This window comes from Candidatus Zixiibacteriota bacterium (genome assembly GCA_034439475.1).
Lineage (GTDB): Bacteria > Zixibacteria > MSB-5A5 > GN15 > FEB-12 > JAWXAN01.
Genome location: JAWXAN010000022.1, coordinates 24045 through 39974 on the forward strand (window position 1 = coordinate 24045; position 15930 = coordinate 39974).

Consider the following 15930-nt stretch of genomic DNA (forward strand, 5'->3'; position numbering starts at 1 on the left):
TCGGTTATGGAATATAAATAAGCTGATGTTTTGCCTCCTCGCTGTCGAGATTATCCACGATCAATGACACCACACCAAGTCCGTATTTCGCGATAAAGTAGCTGATATTAATTGAACGCTCCTGGAAATTGCGGTTGGGATAGAGACTGTTGGCGATGCGATATATCCGCTCTCGCGTTTCCTTACTGCGCTTCTTGTGCGCGGCAAAGAGTTTGGATTCGAAAGCCCCAAGCGCGAAATCTATTTTTCCCTGTGTCTGCTTTGCGGACTCTTCCATCGAGGGATCAAAAGCCAGTGATTTTTGGCTGAAGACCTCAAAACGGGTTTTCAAGTCTTCCCTGAAGCGTTCGAACAAGCGTCCGATATCATCCGGGAATGTCGCATGAAGTACCCGATTGACAATCTGTTCTTTATCCCCGCTCATATCGGCAAACTTGATGTCATATTCCTGCATCATCGAAGCGATTCGTCGCTCGACAAGAGTGGCGGATGGTCGATGTCTGTAAACCGGAGTTGGAAGATCAAAGAGCGCGAAGAGAGGGTTGACTTGAGCAAGATACGCAATCTCGGAAGGCCCCCCTTTCTGAGACACAACCGGAAAGAGAAATGATTGCAAAATGGCGCGGCTCATGACATCGGTTGAGAACAGAGCTGGATGTTCATTTATTTTGTCGGTCAGCTCGGTTAATGTAAATCGTTGATCACCGGCAATAAAATCGTCACCACCCCTAACTATTGGCTTGCGCCCTCCCTCATGATAAAACAGATGACAGTTTGCTTCGTCTTTTTCCACTTGGCGATGGTATCCGGATTGCACAAGCTTTTCGTTTGTCCCTTTGATTGTGTTGCGGACTTCGTCTCGCTTATCAATAAGTGACAGGAAGAATGGCTTGGCAACGTCTTTGACATCATCATCGCCGGGTGAGAAATAGGCAAGTTCTGTTTCCTGTGTGAGGCGTGCCATGAATTTCGCAAAAGATGTGACAAGCGTCTCGCTTGGGGCATAGGCGGTGTTCACGAGATCATACAGATCAATTGTGAAATCACTTTCACCCAAAACGTCCCTCATCGCCTGCTTCATTTTTTCAAGTTCTTCGGCATTTTCAAGAAGAATTTCTGATGCCGGCAGTTCAATCGTCGGAGGGGCATCGTATCCGACACGAACAGGTTCAGATTGGCGGTTGAGAAGCCAAATGTGATTTATCTCAGCAAAATCATGGTCATCGGCAGCTATCCAAAAAATAGGAATAACCGGGCGTCCAAGCTGGGCTTCGTATAGCCGTGCGGCCTTTACCACTCCTATTGCCTTTATGAGAGTGAGGAGCGGGCCGCTCATGAGTCCTGCCTGTTGTCCGCAGAAAAGAGTGACGGCCTGTGGATTGCGAAGGCGCTCGATATTTTTTAGTACCTTTTGCGAAGTGCCAAATGCTCTGTTCTGCCTGATAAGTATATCGGTCATCCGCTCGCGCTGATATTCGGTCTGGTCAATAGCTTTACATACCTTCGGCAGGTCGTGTGATGCAAAGAATTGTTTCGCCTTGGGCGAACCTGCCAGAAAATCACGAAACAACTGCGTGTAGCCAAACGACTCATCTATCTGGACATTTTCACTTAATGTGCGCGGTTCAGTTGTTGTCAATTGTTTGGGCATTATATCTAAATCCATTTCTTCCGTCGAAAGACAATCAACATGCCGAAAATAAGGACCAGAATGAATCCCATGATAATGAGAAAGCCATGCTCCCAGTCATGCCCGGGAAGATTTTCAAAATTCATACCCCAGATTCCTGAGACAAGGGTCGGAGGAATAAAGACGGCAGTCAGAACTGTCAGAAATTTTATGATATCATTAGTCTTCGTTGACACCGACGAGTAATAGACTTCAAGCGATGTATTCAGTATTTCCCGGTGCGAGTCTGACATATCGATAATTCGTACAAGGTGGTCATGAATATCAGAAAAGTAGACGTTCAAATTGGGCGTGATCAGACTGTAATGTTGTTTAGTGAGCTGGTTGACAACTTCTCTTTGCGGCGCGACGATTCGTTTGAGCTGAACTATATCCCGTCGCAGGGTAAAGATCGATTTGAGGGTGTCCTCATCGGCCTGTCCCAGTACATCATCTTCGACCCCGTCGACTTCTGATTCGATAATCTCAAGAGTCGTGTTGTAATTATCAACTACCGCATCAATGATAGCATGAAAGAGGTAGTCGGCTCCGCGTGTCACAAGTCTTTCGTCCCGTTCGGCGCGGCTATACAAATGGTCAAAGGTTCTATGATCGCCATGTCTGACAGTAACCAGAGAATTTTTCGTGAGAAAAAAATTCATTTCGCTCACCTTAAGCCCCTCTTCTCGGCCGATATAGTCCACAGCATGAAAGACAAGGAAAAGATAGCGCTCGTAATCGTCGATTTTTGTGCGGGATCTTTCGGCGATAACGTCTTCAATGGCAAGCGGGTGAAATTTGAAGTCATGGGTAAGGACGAAAAGCTCCTGGTCAGTGGGCTTTTTCATGTCTACCCACAGAATTGAACCTTCGACCGCCGTCATTGCATCAAAGTCGGCGATACCGTCATGGCTTGTTACTCCCTGTCCGGGGACATAGTAGAAGGAACGAATCATGCGCGCTCCTTAGGACTAGTCACAGCCGGAGCCGCCAGGCTACTGGTGAGAGAATGTTCACTTGTATGCCCGCTTTCTGCAACTCCAGTTGTGTTTTTTTGAGTTCGCAGATACCAGCCGCCGAAAATAAAGATTGGAAGCAAATCGATAAGGTGAAGCGAGAGCGCAAACATGACCGCATCCGAGCGGCCAATCGAAAAAGCCGCAAGCGATGTTGTGACCGCAAATTCAAACATACCGGCGTTTCCAGGGGTTATCGGAATCATCAGAACTAAGGTATTTATTACCATCAACACTGCTGCGGCAGCAAAGGGCAGATCGAAAGCGAAAGACTTAAATAGAAAATAGACAACCAGCAAGTGCGTAAACCAGGAGAGGAGGGATACGGTGAGTGTGCCAAACAGGTGCTGGCTCGAGCGAAGCAGGCGAATGCCTTTGGCAAACGACCGAATAAACTTTTTGATGGCGATATATATCCCCGGACGCCTATTGCGCAAGAGTCTCAGGCACAGCCTTTCCAATTTCTCCTGGTATTGAAGAATCAAATAAAGAGCGACAACGGCAGATGCGGTGGCGCCAGTGATGATATAGCTCAGCGAGCGGTACTCGCTGGGGAAAACAAATGCAAGCGAAGTGATGACAATAAAGATTATAAGGCTGACTGAGTCAAAAAGGATTTCAAGAAACAATGTCGAGAAAACAAATGACTTTCTCATTTTTAGCTTTCTCGAAAACAAAATAAGTCGCGCTACTTGGCCAGTCAGTGCAGGCATTGCGGTAGTAAGTACCAGTCCCGCGCCGTAGAGGGAAAAAACTTTGCTGAATGATAACCCATTCGGGTGTACCATAAGCATGCGCCATCGCGCGGCCTTAATTGCCACGTAGAGAAAAGAACAACTGACGGAAGGGATCAGAAAGTAATAGTTGAGACTACTAAGGAGAATTTTCAACTCGGAGAGCCTGATATCCTTTACGCAATAGATTAACAGCGCCAATCCAATGATGGCGCCCCAGAACTGCTTGTTTTTGAGGATCTTCACTATCCACAATTCTCCTCCGGCGCTTGTTCACCGGCAAACTGATAAGATAGAAAGCTGTTAAAGAGGTGTCAACCAATTAAAGCGTAATAGGTACTGAACCTATACCGGTGCAATAAGGTCTTTCTTTATCCAGCCGCTTCGGGTATTCTCCAGCCGGACATGAAAGAAGTCTTCGGTCTCGCCTATGATTTCGACAACCAGTCCGGAGGCTCCCTCAAAATCGATATCGGCTTGCTCCGATGGTCCGGTGTGAATAGGACTCGTCTCGGACACAATGACAGCATGCTGACGCACGTGCGACTCCCGATACTTCCAAGTTGTCGCTAAGGACGAGAAAATAAGCAAAATGATTGTAAATACCGTCGCCGTTCGAACTAATTGTCTTCGCTGCCCCAATCCAAATCGCACTATCAGAAAAAGAATAAACAGAATAAACAATGCTGAGGAAATCCATGCCAGAGTGTCCAGTCGAAGCGGAAGAAGAAGCTTATTGAGAAAAGTTCTGCCCGGATTGAGTGGGACATCGGCCATTTGAAGCGAAGTGAAACTTTGGGCAAGTTCGAGATTAGCGGAAATGTCGTCATCAGTCGGATCAAGTCTCTGCGCGCGGAGGTAGGAAAGGACGGCATGCCCCAAATCGCCGTTCTTGAAGTGCGAATTTCCCAAGTTGAAATAGATCGCAGCCGACTCAACTCCGCTGTCAATAATTCCTGAATAGAGGGTGATCGCGCTGTCGAAGTGGCGCTCTTCGTAGAAGCGATTGCCGCGCTCAAAATCTTCAACTACCGAACTCAACAAAAGCTGAGGAATAAAGAGAACCAATGCAAAAAGCAGCAGTGAATTCGTGACTTTAGCCAAATCTAACCCCCTGAAGTCTGGTCAATACCTCTTCGGCCTGGGAAAGCGACTGGTGAATGCTTTCGATAGTAGGGCTGATCGACGAAAAACGTGAATAATCACATTCGCGAAGCAACTGAATGCAGTCGCTGCTCAACTGGGAATCATCTGATCTCTCGCCAAACAAATCTGCGATTTTATCGCTCGTTAGGCCATACGGAGAAATATTGAGCTTATCGGCAATAAAAGCTGTGACCGCCAGACTTATCTCCCCATAAAATTCTTTTGCCGTGTTCGTGCGAGCAAGTGACTTTGCCTTCGAAAGACGCTTGCGAGCAATCCGTGACGCACTATTTGACCGAGTTAGTCCAATATTTGAGGCCTGCCGTTCACGTCGCGCCCGCACAACAATCATTCCAGCCAGCACAAGGACAGGTATCGCATTCACGACAACGTAGAGAGGGTTGAGAAGCAGTATCTGCCCGACAGGCCGCACCGTTCCCAAATCTTTTTTGATATATCGTATATCGCCGGACTGCGAACCCAAAGTCTGACCAGGAGGCGAATACGGCAGTTCCGGAGAAGCCGCATACCCTTCAGGCTTGCGCACGCTAATCTTCACAGGATTTGTCTTCAATGTGACGTATTTTTTCTGGCCGGGGTTAAAATAATTGAACTCCAGAGCAGGGATTTCAAGCTCGCCCGGGCGTTTGGGAATAAACACTTCTTCAAATATTTTCGAACCACCGAGTTTGTCATCGAGTTTGCTCATCGATTCACTACTTGATGCCTTGTATATCCGAAAATCATTGCTTTCATGGAGAATCGGTTCAGCCACAGATTTTATATTCCCTGAACCCGTTATTTTGACAGTCAGGGATACCGGTTGATTTACTTCGACTGTTTTTTTGTTAGACGTTGCCGTAATACTATAATTGCCGATTGAACCGGTAAAATTGTCCGGCTTGCCTTCATCAGGAAGAGGCTGTGCATCGATTGTTATAGGCGTCGAGCGCATTGTCACTTCTTGTCCCCTGCCAAAAAAATCTCCAAAGACATCGAATGGGTCGCGCCCCCGCCCTCCGCCGCCTGCGACAGTTGTCGTAATTATCGCGCGGCCAATGGTGAGTTCACCGGTCTGGGTCGGAAAGAGCGCATATTTTCGCTCGATAACTTTATATTGGCGATTATTCAGGCGCTGGTAATACGGCGCTTTGTTGCCCAATATTTCTGTCCAGAAACCAGTAGTGGCTGGTTCTGTCAACTCTGGTGTTCCATAAAACTGGATTGCAGTATAAAATTTCAACGTGAGGGTTATCTGCTCATTCACAAATGGCTTTTTCTTATCAACCAGGCCCTCGAGAAAATAATCTTTCGAGTCTCCTTCGCGGTTGAGAGCGCGATCTTCGAGACGCTCTGTCGTCGGGCTTTTCGAGTCGAGCACTGTCAGCGTGACTCTATTTCCTGTGTAACTTTTATTTTCATGAACTACTGTCACTCCTTCGATTGGATAGACTCCGGACTTCTGGGGCATGAGCAAATAGCGATAGGCGACTGAGGAACTCATTACGCCATTAGTGATGCTAAGACTGCTGGAACGTCCTTGAGAATAGACTTCAAACGCTGGTAAATTCGGCATCTGCGGTGATGGCAGGTTCTGACTGGCGCCTGAGATTTCGATGAGCAGGACAGCTTGCTCGTCCATGCTTATGGTGTCACGGTCTATCGACACCGATAAGTTCAGATTTGTTTGCGCATGCCCGGTTGATGGCAATGAGCATAATACCACAGTCAACACAAGAGCGCTGAAACCAAACCAGAGCAAGCGGGGTGCGAGTTTCATCTTACCAGTCTTTGCCATTGTAGTTGCCGGTTCCTTTTTCATGGCGGACTTTCTTCTGAACATCTTTTTCATCGTCGCGAAGTGCGTTCAGTATACGTTCAGCATCCTCTTTAGACATTTTCTTATTGGGCTTGCTCTGACCCTCCTGCTTGGATTTGTCTTTTTGATCTTTGTTTTGCTGATCCTGCTGCTGGTTCTGATCCTGATTCTCATCCTGCTTTTGCTGGTCGTCTTTCGGCTGTTGGTCCTTTTCCTGCTTTTGTTGGTCCTGCTTTTGCTGCTGCTGGTTGTCATTCTGCTGTTGTGCCTCAGTATTCTCTTTGAGCATCTTGCGGGCGAGTTCCAGGTTGAATTTGCAATCCAGGTCGTTGGGATTGGCCTTCAGCGCGTTTTCATAGCTTTCGATGGCTTTGGGATAATCCTCTAACTTGAAATGTGCGTTACCAAGGTTATAGTGTGTGTTGGCGGTAATGCCTTGGTCATTTCCATTGAGAGCGCGATTATACTCTTCGACGGCTTCCTTATACTTCTCCTGGCCGAAGAGCGCTCCGCCAATATTGTAGCTTATATTGGGATTTTCGGGAAATTCAGTTTCCGCGACTCGGTATTGCTCTAAGGCCGCTTTGTAGTCTTTGGTCTTGTACGCCTTGTTTCCTTCTTTGACAGCATCTATATAATCTTTGGCGTAGAGATCCCCAGCAGCTAATATGACTACCAGCGCGAGAATATACAAATTGATCTTATTCATTTGCCGCCTCCGTTGTCGGTTTCTTTCGCTCTGGTAGAAAAAACTCGCTTATAATAAAAAACATGGCTATTAGGAGCGGCCACTGGTAACGGTCGTCATATTTTGTCACCAAAGTACCTTCCAGTTCTTTCTTTTCCAGACCCGATATCTCATCAAAAATCTTATCCAATTCAATTTCGCCAGCTGTCGCATGATAGTATTTACCCCCGGTCGCCAGCGCCACCTTTTGAAGCGTGACGTCATCGAGCTTTGAGACTATAACTTCGCCTCCTTCGTCTTTCCTAAAACCGACCTGCTCTCCCTTGCGATCAAGCATCGGAATCGGCACCCCGGCAGGGGAGCCTATACCCACACAATATATCCGCACTCCCTGTTTACGCGCTTCCTTGGCAATTTCCTCTACCCCGCCGCCAAAATCTTCTCCATCGGTCAGTAACAGAAGAACCTTGTGTTTTGTCTCCTGTTGATTGAACGCTTTGGCTGCCGTCTCAATTGCGGCGCCAAGCGATGTCCCTTGCATAGACACCGACTCATTATCCATCACCGAGAGCAGCATTTCAGCCGCGGCATAATCCAGCGTAAGCGGGCATTGAATAAATCCTTCACCGGCAAATGCCACAAGACCGATGCGGTCTCCTTGCAGCCGATCTATAATACTACGGATTTCTTGTTTGGCAAGTTCCAACCTATTTGGTTTCATATCAGCCGCAAGCATCGAATTAGAGACGTCCAAGGCAACAACAATATCCAATCCTTCACGTTTTACAGTCTCAAAATGAGTCCCAAATTGCAGCCGGGAAAGTGTAATTATGATAAATATGAGAGAGGTGACTATTAACAGGGCCTTTGTACGCTGGCGCGCAAATGATATATACGGGGCATTTTTCATGATCAATGGAATATCGCCAAATCGCGCAAGAAGCTTCTTTTTGCGGCTGATCGCCCAAAAGAGAAACGCTCCAAGAATAATTACTCCAAGAATAAGCAAGAGATGTTCGGGTGAATAAAATCGCATATTAGTCTTACTAAAACTCGCTAAGCCCTACGGCAGTTTCCTGAAATATGTATATCCAAGCAGCGCCTCCAAAACAAGCAGTAGCAAACCGGCATAAGTGAAGTAAGGAAATAGCTCGCTGTACTGGATATGATGGGATACTTTGATTTCCGTCTTTTCCAGATTGTCGATAATAGAGTATATTTCCTCAAGTTCTTTGCCTGACTGAGCTCGGAAATATTTCCCGCCCGTCACCTCGGCTATTTTTGTTAAAGTTTCTTCGTCAATTGTGGTCGGCTGATAAATATAGCGTTTGCCGAAAATTGGGTCTTGATAGGGAAACATGGCATTCCCCTTCTTCCCGGCGCCTATCGTATAAATTTTTATATCAAAGGCTGCGGCAAGATTTGCCGCAGTAATGGGATCGATTTCGCCGGCATTATTGTCACCATCGGTCAGCAAAACAATGATGCGGGACTTGGACTCCGATTCTCTCAGGCGATTAACACCGTTGGCAATACCCATTCCGATAGCCGTGCCGTCTTCAAGCAATCCAAAGTTTACTTGATCCACAAATTCAAGCAGAACGCCGTAATCGACGGTGAGTGGGCACTGCGCAAATGAATTGCGCGCAAAGACAACTAGCCCGATACGGTCATTGACTCGTTTGTTAATAAAATTCTTTATCTCCTGTTTTGCCACGAACAATCGATTGTTCGGTTTGAAATCTTCGGCTTGCATCGATGAGGAGACATCGAGCACAATCATAATATCGATTCCCTCAGATGTGATATCCCTAATTTCGGTACCGGACCTTGGGCGAGCGAAGGCAAGAACAAGAAATGCAATTGCCAGCAGCCGAAATGCAATGAGCACAAATCTGAACTTCTGACGGCTGGATCGTGCGGCGCGTGAAACTATTTTGACATCCGAATACTTGATTGTCGCCGATTTAAATCGTTTCTGTCTAAAATAGTAAATGAGCATTACGAGGATGAGTATTCCTCCGGCTACAAATATGGCTATCGGAGATATCTGCAGGTCTCCGGAGCCGAACAGATTGAATCCAAATCCTGAGAATTCGATATCTTTCATCGCCTGCCACCTGCCGCGACCGGTTCCTGTGTGGACATTTTCGCTGCCTGAGTTGCAACTTGTGCTTTTCTAATGACATCTTCTCGAACGGATTCAATAATGTCATGGACAAGTTTGAAATCGGACTCGACTCTTTCTCGTTCAGGAATATAGCGGGCGAACTTTACCAGATCGGCATGCCTGAAAAATGACGAACAGTCGACATAGAGAGTTCCAGCTAATTCGATCTCCTGAAATATTTCGAGGAATTCCTCAGTTGTCATTTCCAAAACATCAACCTTGTATATCCTCCCAAAATAAGAGCGCAAAATTTCGGTCAGCGCAATATAGTATTCCTTGAACTGGCCGTCGTCGAGAAACGGTTTTTGCTTGAGCAATGCCAAGTCAGCGAAAGCAATTTCCCATGGAGACCGCAGATCAATAAACTCAGCTTCCTTCTTTTTCTTTCGAAGTTTCCACCAGAGAAAGAGCGCTGCCAGAAGAGCCAGCGCTGCCCCCCCCCACCAATAGTACGGGGTCCAGTTTCTTTTGAATTCGGCCTGCTCTTTTAGAGGACGAATATCGGCAGAATCATCGGCATTTAACAAAAGCGAGTTTATCTTAATCGGCACCGGCTCAGTTAGGAGATATTTTCCGCTTTCGTCGGCCCGTTTGAAGAAAATAGGAACTGGCGGGATAATATAATCGCCGGTGGTGAATGTACTCAACACAAACGTGTTCTCGCTTCGGTTGCGGCCGTCATCGAGCTTGGACTCAACATCGGGGTGGTAATCCTTTACGTCAAAGGCACCAAGATTCGCGCCGAGAGGGGGTGGGATGAGTTCATATAGGGTGTCGTATGTAATAATAACTTTATAAGTAATCAAATCACCAATATAGGCCTCGGCTAAATCAACCGATGTCTCAATCTCGATACCGGGCAGAGATGCAACCGTATCGGCCTCCTGCGCCGCGACAGGTGAAGTCATTATGGTTAAAGCTATCACAAGAAGCACAACCACTCTGACAAAACAAGAAGCCGGAATCAGAAGTGAATGTTTCTGGGTGATACTATCTAAGATGTTGCTCAAAGAATTCAACATTCCCTGTTTGCGCCAGCTGATTGATATATTCATGATAAGCCGCCTCAGCTTTTTCCGTTTGGCAGTCTCGCACAACCTGATCTCGAACGCTTTCAAATGCGGCATCGTCATATTTGTCACTTCGGTGGGCAGTGTAATAATTCTGAATGTCAACATTATCGATCTGAATTTTTTGCATGATCTTATTTTTGGCAAACTGATCGACAAGCATTTTCTTAACAAGTTGATCGCGTGCTCGCACAAACTCAGGATTGACATCCAGTTGCTCGCGCAATGCGGCATCGTAAAGAAGCTCAACCCCCACATACTGCCGCAGGAAGTTCTTTTTCTCCTCACTTGCAATTAGCTGGCTCTGAATTTCCGGAGGAAGACTTTGTATTTGATTGTCTATTTCAGAAAGAGAAATTGAGCGCTGCCCCCAGCGCGCGACTATCGGGTCATTTTCTGCCCTTGGCTGTTGATCAACTGAAACCATAGTCGTCAGTTCGCGTTTTGCATCAAGCAGACGCCCGCTCTTCTCCAGAGCCGTTATTAAATTCTTCGAGGCTTCAGCAATAAATGGCCCCTCGGGTGAACATGACCTTGCCCTCAGATAATAAGCCGAGGCCTGATCATAGTCTTTGAGGTCGTCAAAATATATTTTGCCTATCAGGTAGTTAATATTCCCCTGTTGCTCGTTGGTCAGATTGCCCTTTATAAGCACAAGCTGATATTCTTCTATTGCGGAAGAAAAGAGTTTGTTGTCCCTCAGTTCTCCGGCTATTGTTTTATGGCGTTCAAGATCGGCCTCGGTGTTGTTCCCTCTACAGGAACTGATAGATGTCAATGCGGCAAAGAGTATAAGCAGATTCCGACAACTGACCAAAACCATCCTTATTTTTCTTTTCCTATATGCGTTCAATGGCGTTTCTCCCTCATTTTAAAAAAACCTACCAACGGGACGATATATGATTCGTTGGTGCGGATATCCACAAAATCCATATTGATAACCTGAAAACCCCTTTTCAGGTTCTTATTATCTTCCGCAGCCCGGCGCGAGAATTCTTTTCTGAACTCACGCGACCCGGTATCAATGAGCACCACTTCGCCAGTCTCGGCGTCCTCAAGCTCGATGAGTCCAACATCCTCAAAACTGCTCTCGCGCGGATCGGAAACCCTTATCGCGATGATATCATGCTTCTTGTTGGCTATCTGCAAGGGCTTAATAAAACCCTGAGACAGGAAGTCCGAAATAAGAAAGACAACTGATTTTCGTCGTATGACGCGGTTGAAGTATTCAAGTGCGCCGTTGACATCAGTTCCCTTTCCCTCGGGCTGAAAATAGAGAATTTCACGAATAATCCGAAGCACGTGTCCACGCCCTTTCTTGGGCGGTACAAATTTTTCAATCCTATCCGTAAAAATAATCAAGCCTACTTTATCGTTATTCTTGATAGCGGAAAAAGCAAGCAAGGCGCACAATTCAGCGGCCGTATCGCTTTTGAAGCGGTCGCGGGTTCCGAATTTGCCAGAAGACGAGGCATCGACCAAAAGCACAACCGAGAGCTCCCTCTCTTCTCTGAATTTCTTGATATGCGCGAAACCCGTGCGCGCCGTCACGTTCCAGTCTATAAGCCGAATGTCATCGCCGGGATAATACTCTCGCACCTCTTCGAACTCCATCCCTTGTCCTTTGAAGGTGGAATGATATTCACCCGAAAAGAGATCATTGACCAATCTCTTCGTGCGAATTTCGATACGACGGATTTTTTTCAGTATTTCGCGGGGTATCATAGCTCAGACGACCGTTATGGAACCTCAATAGCGTCGAAAATGCGTTGAACTATTTTATCCGATGTCACTTCTTCGGCTTCCGCTTCGTAGGTGAGGATAACGCGGTGCCTGAGCACATCCGGGCCGATTGCTTTTACATCTTCTGGAGTTATATAGCCGCGCCCTTTGATGAAGGCATGGGCTTTTGCCGCCAAATTTAAATAAATTGTAGCTCTCGGCGACGCGCCAAAGGATATGAGGTCTTTTAGGTCAGAGAGACCGTATTTCTGTGGCTCGCGCGTTGCGAAGATAATGTTCACAATATATTCTTTTACTTTCTCATCAACATAGATCGAACGAACAACATCGCGCGCTCGAATAATATCTGCAGGGCTTATGACCCGTTTGACTTCAAAGTGGTGTACTGCCGTATTGCGGTCCATAATTATCCGTTCTTCGGCAGGGGTCGGGTATGTAATCTTTAGCATAAACATGAACCGGTCAATTTGGGCCTCTGGGAGCGGATACGTCCCTTCCTGCTCGATTGGATTCTGAGTGGCCAGGACAAGAAACGGTTCGTCGAGGGGATAGGTCGTGTCGCCGATAGTAACCTGTCGCTCTTGCATAGCTTCCAATAGCGCGGACTGAACTTTGGCGGGAGCGCGGTTTATCTCATCGGCAAGGATAATATTTGCAAAAACCGGCCCCCGTTTGACAGTGAACTCTGCCTTCTGAGGGTTATAAATCATCGTGCCGATGAGGTCAGCAGGAAGCAAATCCGGCGTGAATTGGATGCGATGAAACTTCACTTGAATGGCATCGGCAAGGGTTTTCACTGCGAGCGTTTTGGCAAGACCCGGAACTCCCTCAATAAGGATATGTCCGTTGGCAAGAATCCCCATCATAAGGCGTTCAATGAGATATTTCTGTCCGACGATGACAGAACTCAACTCGCTCGTGAGCCGTTCGACAAACGAAGCCTCTTTTTCTACTGTTGCCTGAATCTGCTGGATGTCAAACTCCATCATTCCTCCATCTATTCACTGTTAATGAGCCGTTGTTTCAAAAAGCGACCGAACTTCAGCCTCAAGGCGTATCACATCGCCGGGGGCAGGCGCAACCGGGGAAAATTTCTGTCTTTGTGCCTGAAGGAGCCAAGCCCCAATCTTTTCTTTGTAAGCAGGGGGCATATCGCTTGTGTCTATAAACCGAACGATGTCCTCTGTCGGGCGAGGTGTGGAGTTCATACCGTGGTTGGTCGAGAGGTACCACAGAAGCAGTTTGTATAATCCCGTTTGAAACTGTTTCATATCACCGCCGGATTCTTCACGCAGAGCGCTCAATCGAACCAGGAGTTTCTGAGTCGGTGTCTGGATCACTTCGTTCGGCCTCCGGCTTCGAATGACCAGCACCGCGACAAATGTCATGCTCAAAAGCAACGTTATCCCGAGAATGATTTTTACCGGACGGGAAAGCAAGGTTGGGGTTCTCGGGACTGAAGTCGGCCTGGCCACTGGATCGGAAACGATCAGTATCATTCCTTCGGTGACAAGCTCTCCGGAAATACTGTCAGGCCAACTGACATATCTTATGACTATTGGCTCTATTTTCCCTGCGCCGGAAATTGTCGGCTCAAGGTTAAAGCGAAAAGTCTTGGTTGTTATTTCGCCTGCCTCTGCGGTGGAGGTCTTGACTGACGACGAGAACTGTTTGACTTTCAAACGGTCTAATTGCGGTTGAAGTGGTTTGTCGAATCGATAGGCCGATTGATCCCCCTGCCAACTGAGCGTGATCTCAAGCGTGGCGGTTTCATCGAAAGCAATTGAGGCCTTATCCAAAGATTGTGATAGTGACAACTCGCTCGCTGTAGAGGAGCAGGCAAGACAAACGAAAAAGAACAGAAGTTTCCAGAATCGAATCATGTTTAGTATCTCGTTACGTAAAACACTGAGTGGGCATGTCCAAGCGGCGTAAAGTATCATCCGCCAATTGTTTGTCAAGTGTTTAGTTACTTCCGTCAGTAACCGTAAACAATGTGTCATTATACCGTCAGAGGGCTTTTTTGTTTCAATTGTTTTTAACCTATAACCAGAGCAAATAGACCGACTGCCATCCCGATTTTGAGCAGAAACGACCCGACACCAATTATTTTCTGAGTTGGTCGGTTAAGGGCGTAAATAAAGAATCCCAAAAGCGGAACATTTACGCAACCGATCACAAGAATAGCGAATACAGACCCATACGCTTCAGACTTGACTAATAAAACAGTGAAAACAAACAGAAGCGCCAAGCAGACCAAAACCACCCTGAGAGTTGATGCAATGCCCGCTACGGATGGAAATGTGATCACTCCGGCGCGGCTATCCCCCTCGATATCCTGCGCATCTTTGACAAGCTCTCTGATGAAATGCAGAATAAATGCATAGATGACCCCAATGAGCGGACCAGGTATGAGCAATGCCGCGTTGACATTGACAGCATACCCACCAGCTAAAAGGGTCATGGCGGCCAACGCCGCAACGGTGAGATTACCGAGCAATAAAATCCGCTTTAGGCGGTGATTATAGAGATAGAGCAGCCCTATCGCCGAGAGACATACGAGCGATACAGTAAAATTTACAGTCAGGCTGATTGCTACCGCAAGAAGATTAAGCACAGCCAATAGACGTTTTGAAAAAGCTGTACTGAGCAGGCCGCGAACCAATATTCGCTCAGGACGATTTATTCGATCGATTTCAATATCAGCTAAATCATTTCCGATGTTTCCGGCCGCGCACACCAGAAATGTGGCTATAGAAGTGAAGAATATATTTAGATAGTCCAACGAAGCGTCGGTGGCGGTCATTGATGCCCCAACCCACACTCCGACCATGGCCATCAGACAATTTGTGACTCGAATAAGTCTACATATATGTACGAATGTTGACACGAGTTAGAAAATAGACGAGTAACCTGAGAACATCAACAATTATAGCACAGGAGATACACCAAGAGGCTACGACTGTGCCCAGGACTATAAATCGGACGACAACTCAATTGACACCTGCGGCTGGCTCAAACGAAGTTCGGGATTCCAGCCCAGCGAAAGCATCAGCGATCTTTCTTCTGTAAGAAGCGATATCCCCACGCCGTATGAATAGCGAAAGAGTTCTTCAGTTATGACAGAGCCTGCCGCTGTCCGCGTTTCCAGAATGGGCCGGTTCAGATAAGCGGCATCAATAAATGTAAAAAGTGTCCCGTTTTCAAAGCGCAGTCTCGGCTCCACTGTACCAAAGACGCTCCTCTGAACAAAAAACTGTTCGCTCCGATAACCCCTCAGACTGCCGGGACCTCCGAGAGGAATCATTTCTGAAAGCGGGGGCAACTTTTCCGCGGTCTCAAAACCCATATAATCTGCCCCGATATGCGCACGGAACTTTCCTGCAATCGGCTGATACAGGTCTGCGGAAAATGTTGCGCGTGTGTCATTAAATGAACTGCCATCATTCCGTAATGTATCTATTAGCCTCTTGTCGTATTTTCGGTGAATGTAGGATAGAGTCCAATCAAAAACGAATCCTCGACCCGGATTTCTCATAACGTCCAAACCCCGACCTTCAAACCGGAAGTCGCCTTGAAAGCGCACATATCGATCTACACCGGATACAGGCTCGACTCTTCTCACACTTATGCCTGCTCCACCGAACAGATCCTCTTTTATTGTGGTCCGGTAATTAGTCTCGAGAGCGAATTCATAAAACTCGTTTTTGTAATTGCGAGTACTTATAAAACTTTCAATTTGACCTAAACCAAGCCAGAATAAAGGCTGGGAATATGCGACGCGAAAATTCGAGCGGCTACTCGCGCGTCGATCGCTCACAACAGAAACCTCGCGTCCATCTCCGAAGATATTGCGCAGACGAAGATCCAGATTC

At 46.9% G+C, this 15930-nt stretch carries 15 protein-coding genes; all 15 read right to left on the minus strand.

All coding sequences use genetic code 11. The features are described 5' to 3' along the window. Window positions 1-4 precede the first annotated feature (4 nt). Window positions 5-1666, minus strand: a complete 1662-nt coding sequence (gene bshC / locus SGI97_02565; GenBank protein MDZ4722777.1) for a bacillithiol biosynthesis cysteine-adding enzyme BshC — start codon at window positions 1664-1666, stop codon at window positions 5-7. Further along, window positions 1657-2625: a magnesium/cobalt transporter CorA gene (corA, locus tag SGI97_02570; GenBank protein ID MDZ4722778.1), complete on the minus strand. Its 969-nt coding sequence runs from the start codon at window positions 2623-2625 to the stop codon at window positions 1657-1659. The genes bshC and corA overlap by 10 nt, the downstream gene beginning before the upstream one ends. Further along, the gene (locus tag SGI97_02575) at window positions 2622-3665 is read right to left on the minus strand and encodes a lysylphosphatidylglycerol synthase transmembrane domain-containing protein (GenBank protein ID MDZ4722779.1); all 1044 of its coding nucleotides are present in this window, start codon (window positions 3663-3665) and stop codon (window positions 2622-2624) included. The genes corA and SGI97_02575 overlap by 4 nt, the downstream gene beginning before the upstream one ends. 99 nt (window positions 3666-3764) lie before the next feature. After that, window positions 3765-4523, minus strand: a complete 759-nt coding sequence (locus SGI97_02580; protein MDZ4722780.1) for a tetratricopeptide repeat protein — start codon at window positions 4521-4523, stop codon at window positions 3765-3767. Next, complete coding sequence (locus tag SGI97_02585; protein MDZ4722781.1) at window positions 4516-6387, minus strand: BatD family protein; 1872 nt, start codon at window positions 6385-6387, stop codon at window positions 4516-4518. The genes SGI97_02580 and SGI97_02585 overlap by 8 nt, the downstream gene beginning before the upstream one ends. Then, window positions 6347-7093: a tetratricopeptide repeat protein gene (locus SGI97_02590; GenBank protein MDZ4722782.1), complete on the minus strand. Its 747-nt coding sequence runs from the start codon at window positions 7091-7093 to the stop codon at window positions 6347-6349. Before SGI97_02590 ends, SGI97_02585 begins: the two co-directional genes overlap by 41 nt. Further along, a complete protein-coding gene (locus tag SGI97_02595) occupies window positions 7086-8108 on the minus strand; it encodes a VWA domain-containing protein (GenBank protein MDZ4722783.1) in 1023 nt (340 codons plus the stop codon). Before SGI97_02595 ends, SGI97_02590 begins: the two co-directional genes overlap by 8 nt. Window positions 8109-8135: 27 nt before the next feature. Next, the gene (locus SGI97_02600) at window positions 8136-9182 is read right to left on the minus strand and encodes a VWA domain-containing protein (protein ID MDZ4722784.1); all 1047 of its coding nucleotides are present in this window, start codon (window positions 9180-9182) and stop codon (window positions 8136-8138) included. Continuing rightward, window positions 9179-10297 (minus strand): hypothetical protein, encoded by a 1119-nt coding sequence (locus tag SGI97_02605; protein ID MDZ4722785.1) that lies wholly within the window; start codon window positions 10295-10297, stop codon window positions 9179-9181. Before SGI97_02605 ends, SGI97_02600 begins: the two co-directional genes overlap by 4 nt. Then, on the minus strand, window positions 10233-11135 hold the full coding sequence (locus tag SGI97_02610; GenBank protein ID MDZ4722786.1) for a hypothetical protein: 903 nt from the start codon (window positions 11133-11135) through the stop codon (window positions 10233-10235). Before SGI97_02610 ends, SGI97_02605 begins: the two co-directional genes overlap by 65 nt. 26 nt (window positions 11136-11161) lie before the next feature. Beyond that, complete coding sequence (locus SGI97_02615) at window positions 11162-12037, minus strand: DUF58 domain-containing protein (GenBank protein ID MDZ4722787.1); 876 nt, start codon at window positions 12035-12037, stop codon at window positions 11162-11164. A 14-nt stretch (window positions 12038-12051) separates the two neighbouring features. After that, on the minus strand, window positions 12052-13041 hold the full coding sequence (locus tag SGI97_02620; GenBank protein MDZ4722788.1) for a MoxR family ATPase: 990 nt from the start codon (window positions 13039-13041) through the stop codon (window positions 12052-12054). A gap of 21 nt (window positions 13042-13062) precedes the next feature. Further along, window positions 13063-13938, minus strand: a complete 876-nt coding sequence (locus SGI97_02625; GenBank protein MDZ4722789.1) for a hypothetical protein — start codon at window positions 13936-13938, stop codon at window positions 13063-13065. Between the two features lie 155 nt (window positions 13939-14093). Further along, entirely contained in the window at window positions 14094-14894 is an 801-nt protein-coding gene (locus tag SGI97_02630) for a UbiA family prenyltransferase (protein ID MDZ4722790.1), read from the minus strand. 135 nt (window positions 14895-15029) lie between these two features. Next, window positions 15030-15930 (minus strand): BamA/TamA family outer membrane protein (locus tag SGI97_02635; GenBank protein ID MDZ4722791.1); only part of this gene is annotated, 901 nt, incomplete at its 5' end.

What these genes read in the sequence shown, in the direction of transcription:
- SGI97_02585 (MDZ4722781.1), bottom strand. Translation starts at nt 6,387, where the DNA reads ATGAAAAAGGAACCGGCAACTACAATGGCAAAGACTGGTAAGATGAAA.
- SGI97_02620 (MDZ4722788.1), bottom strand. Translation starts at nt 13,041, where the DNA reads ATGGAGTTTGACATCCAGCAGATTCAGGCAACAGTAGAAAAAGAGGCT.
- bshC (MDZ4722777.1), bottom strand. Translation starts at nt 1,666, where the DNA reads ATGGATTTAGATATAATGCCCAAACAATTGACAACAACTGAACCGCGC.
- SGI97_02600 (MDZ4722784.1), bottom strand. Translation starts at nt 9,182, where the DNA reads ATGAAAGATATCGAATTCTCAGGATTTGGATTCAATCTGTTCGGCTCC.
- SGI97_02630 (MDZ4722790.1), bottom strand. Translation starts at nt 14,894, where the DNA reads ATGGCCATGGTCGGAGTGTGGGTTGGGGCATCAATGACCGCCACCGAC.
- SGI97_02595 (MDZ4722783.1), bottom strand. Translation starts at nt 8,108, where the DNA reads ATGCGATTTTATTCACCCGAACATCTCTTGCTTATTCTTGGAGTAATT.
- SGI97_02625 (MDZ4722789.1), bottom strand. Translation starts at nt 13,938, where the DNA reads ATGATTCGATTCTGGAAACTTCTGTTCTTTTTCGTTTGTCTTGCCTGC.
- SGI97_02605 (MDZ4722785.1), bottom strand. Translation starts at nt 10,297, where the DNA reads ATGAATATATCAATCAGCTGGCGCAAACAGGGAATGTTGAATTCTTTG.
- SGI97_02610 (MDZ4722786.1), bottom strand. Translation starts at nt 11,135, where the DNA reads ATGGTTTTGGTCAGTTGTCGGAATCTGCTTATACTCTTTGCCGCATTG.
- SGI97_02615 (MDZ4722787.1), bottom strand. Translation starts at nt 12,037, where the DNA reads ATGATACCCCGCGAAATACTGAAAAAAATCCGTCGTATCGAAATTCGC.
- SGI97_02590 (MDZ4722782.1), bottom strand. Translation starts at nt 7,093, where the DNA reads ATGAATAAGATCAATTTGTATATTCTCGCGCTGGTAGTCATATTAGCT.
- corA (MDZ4722778.1), bottom strand. Translation starts at nt 2,625, where the DNA reads ATGATTCGTTCCTTCTACTATGTCCCCGGACAGGGAGTAACAAGCCAT.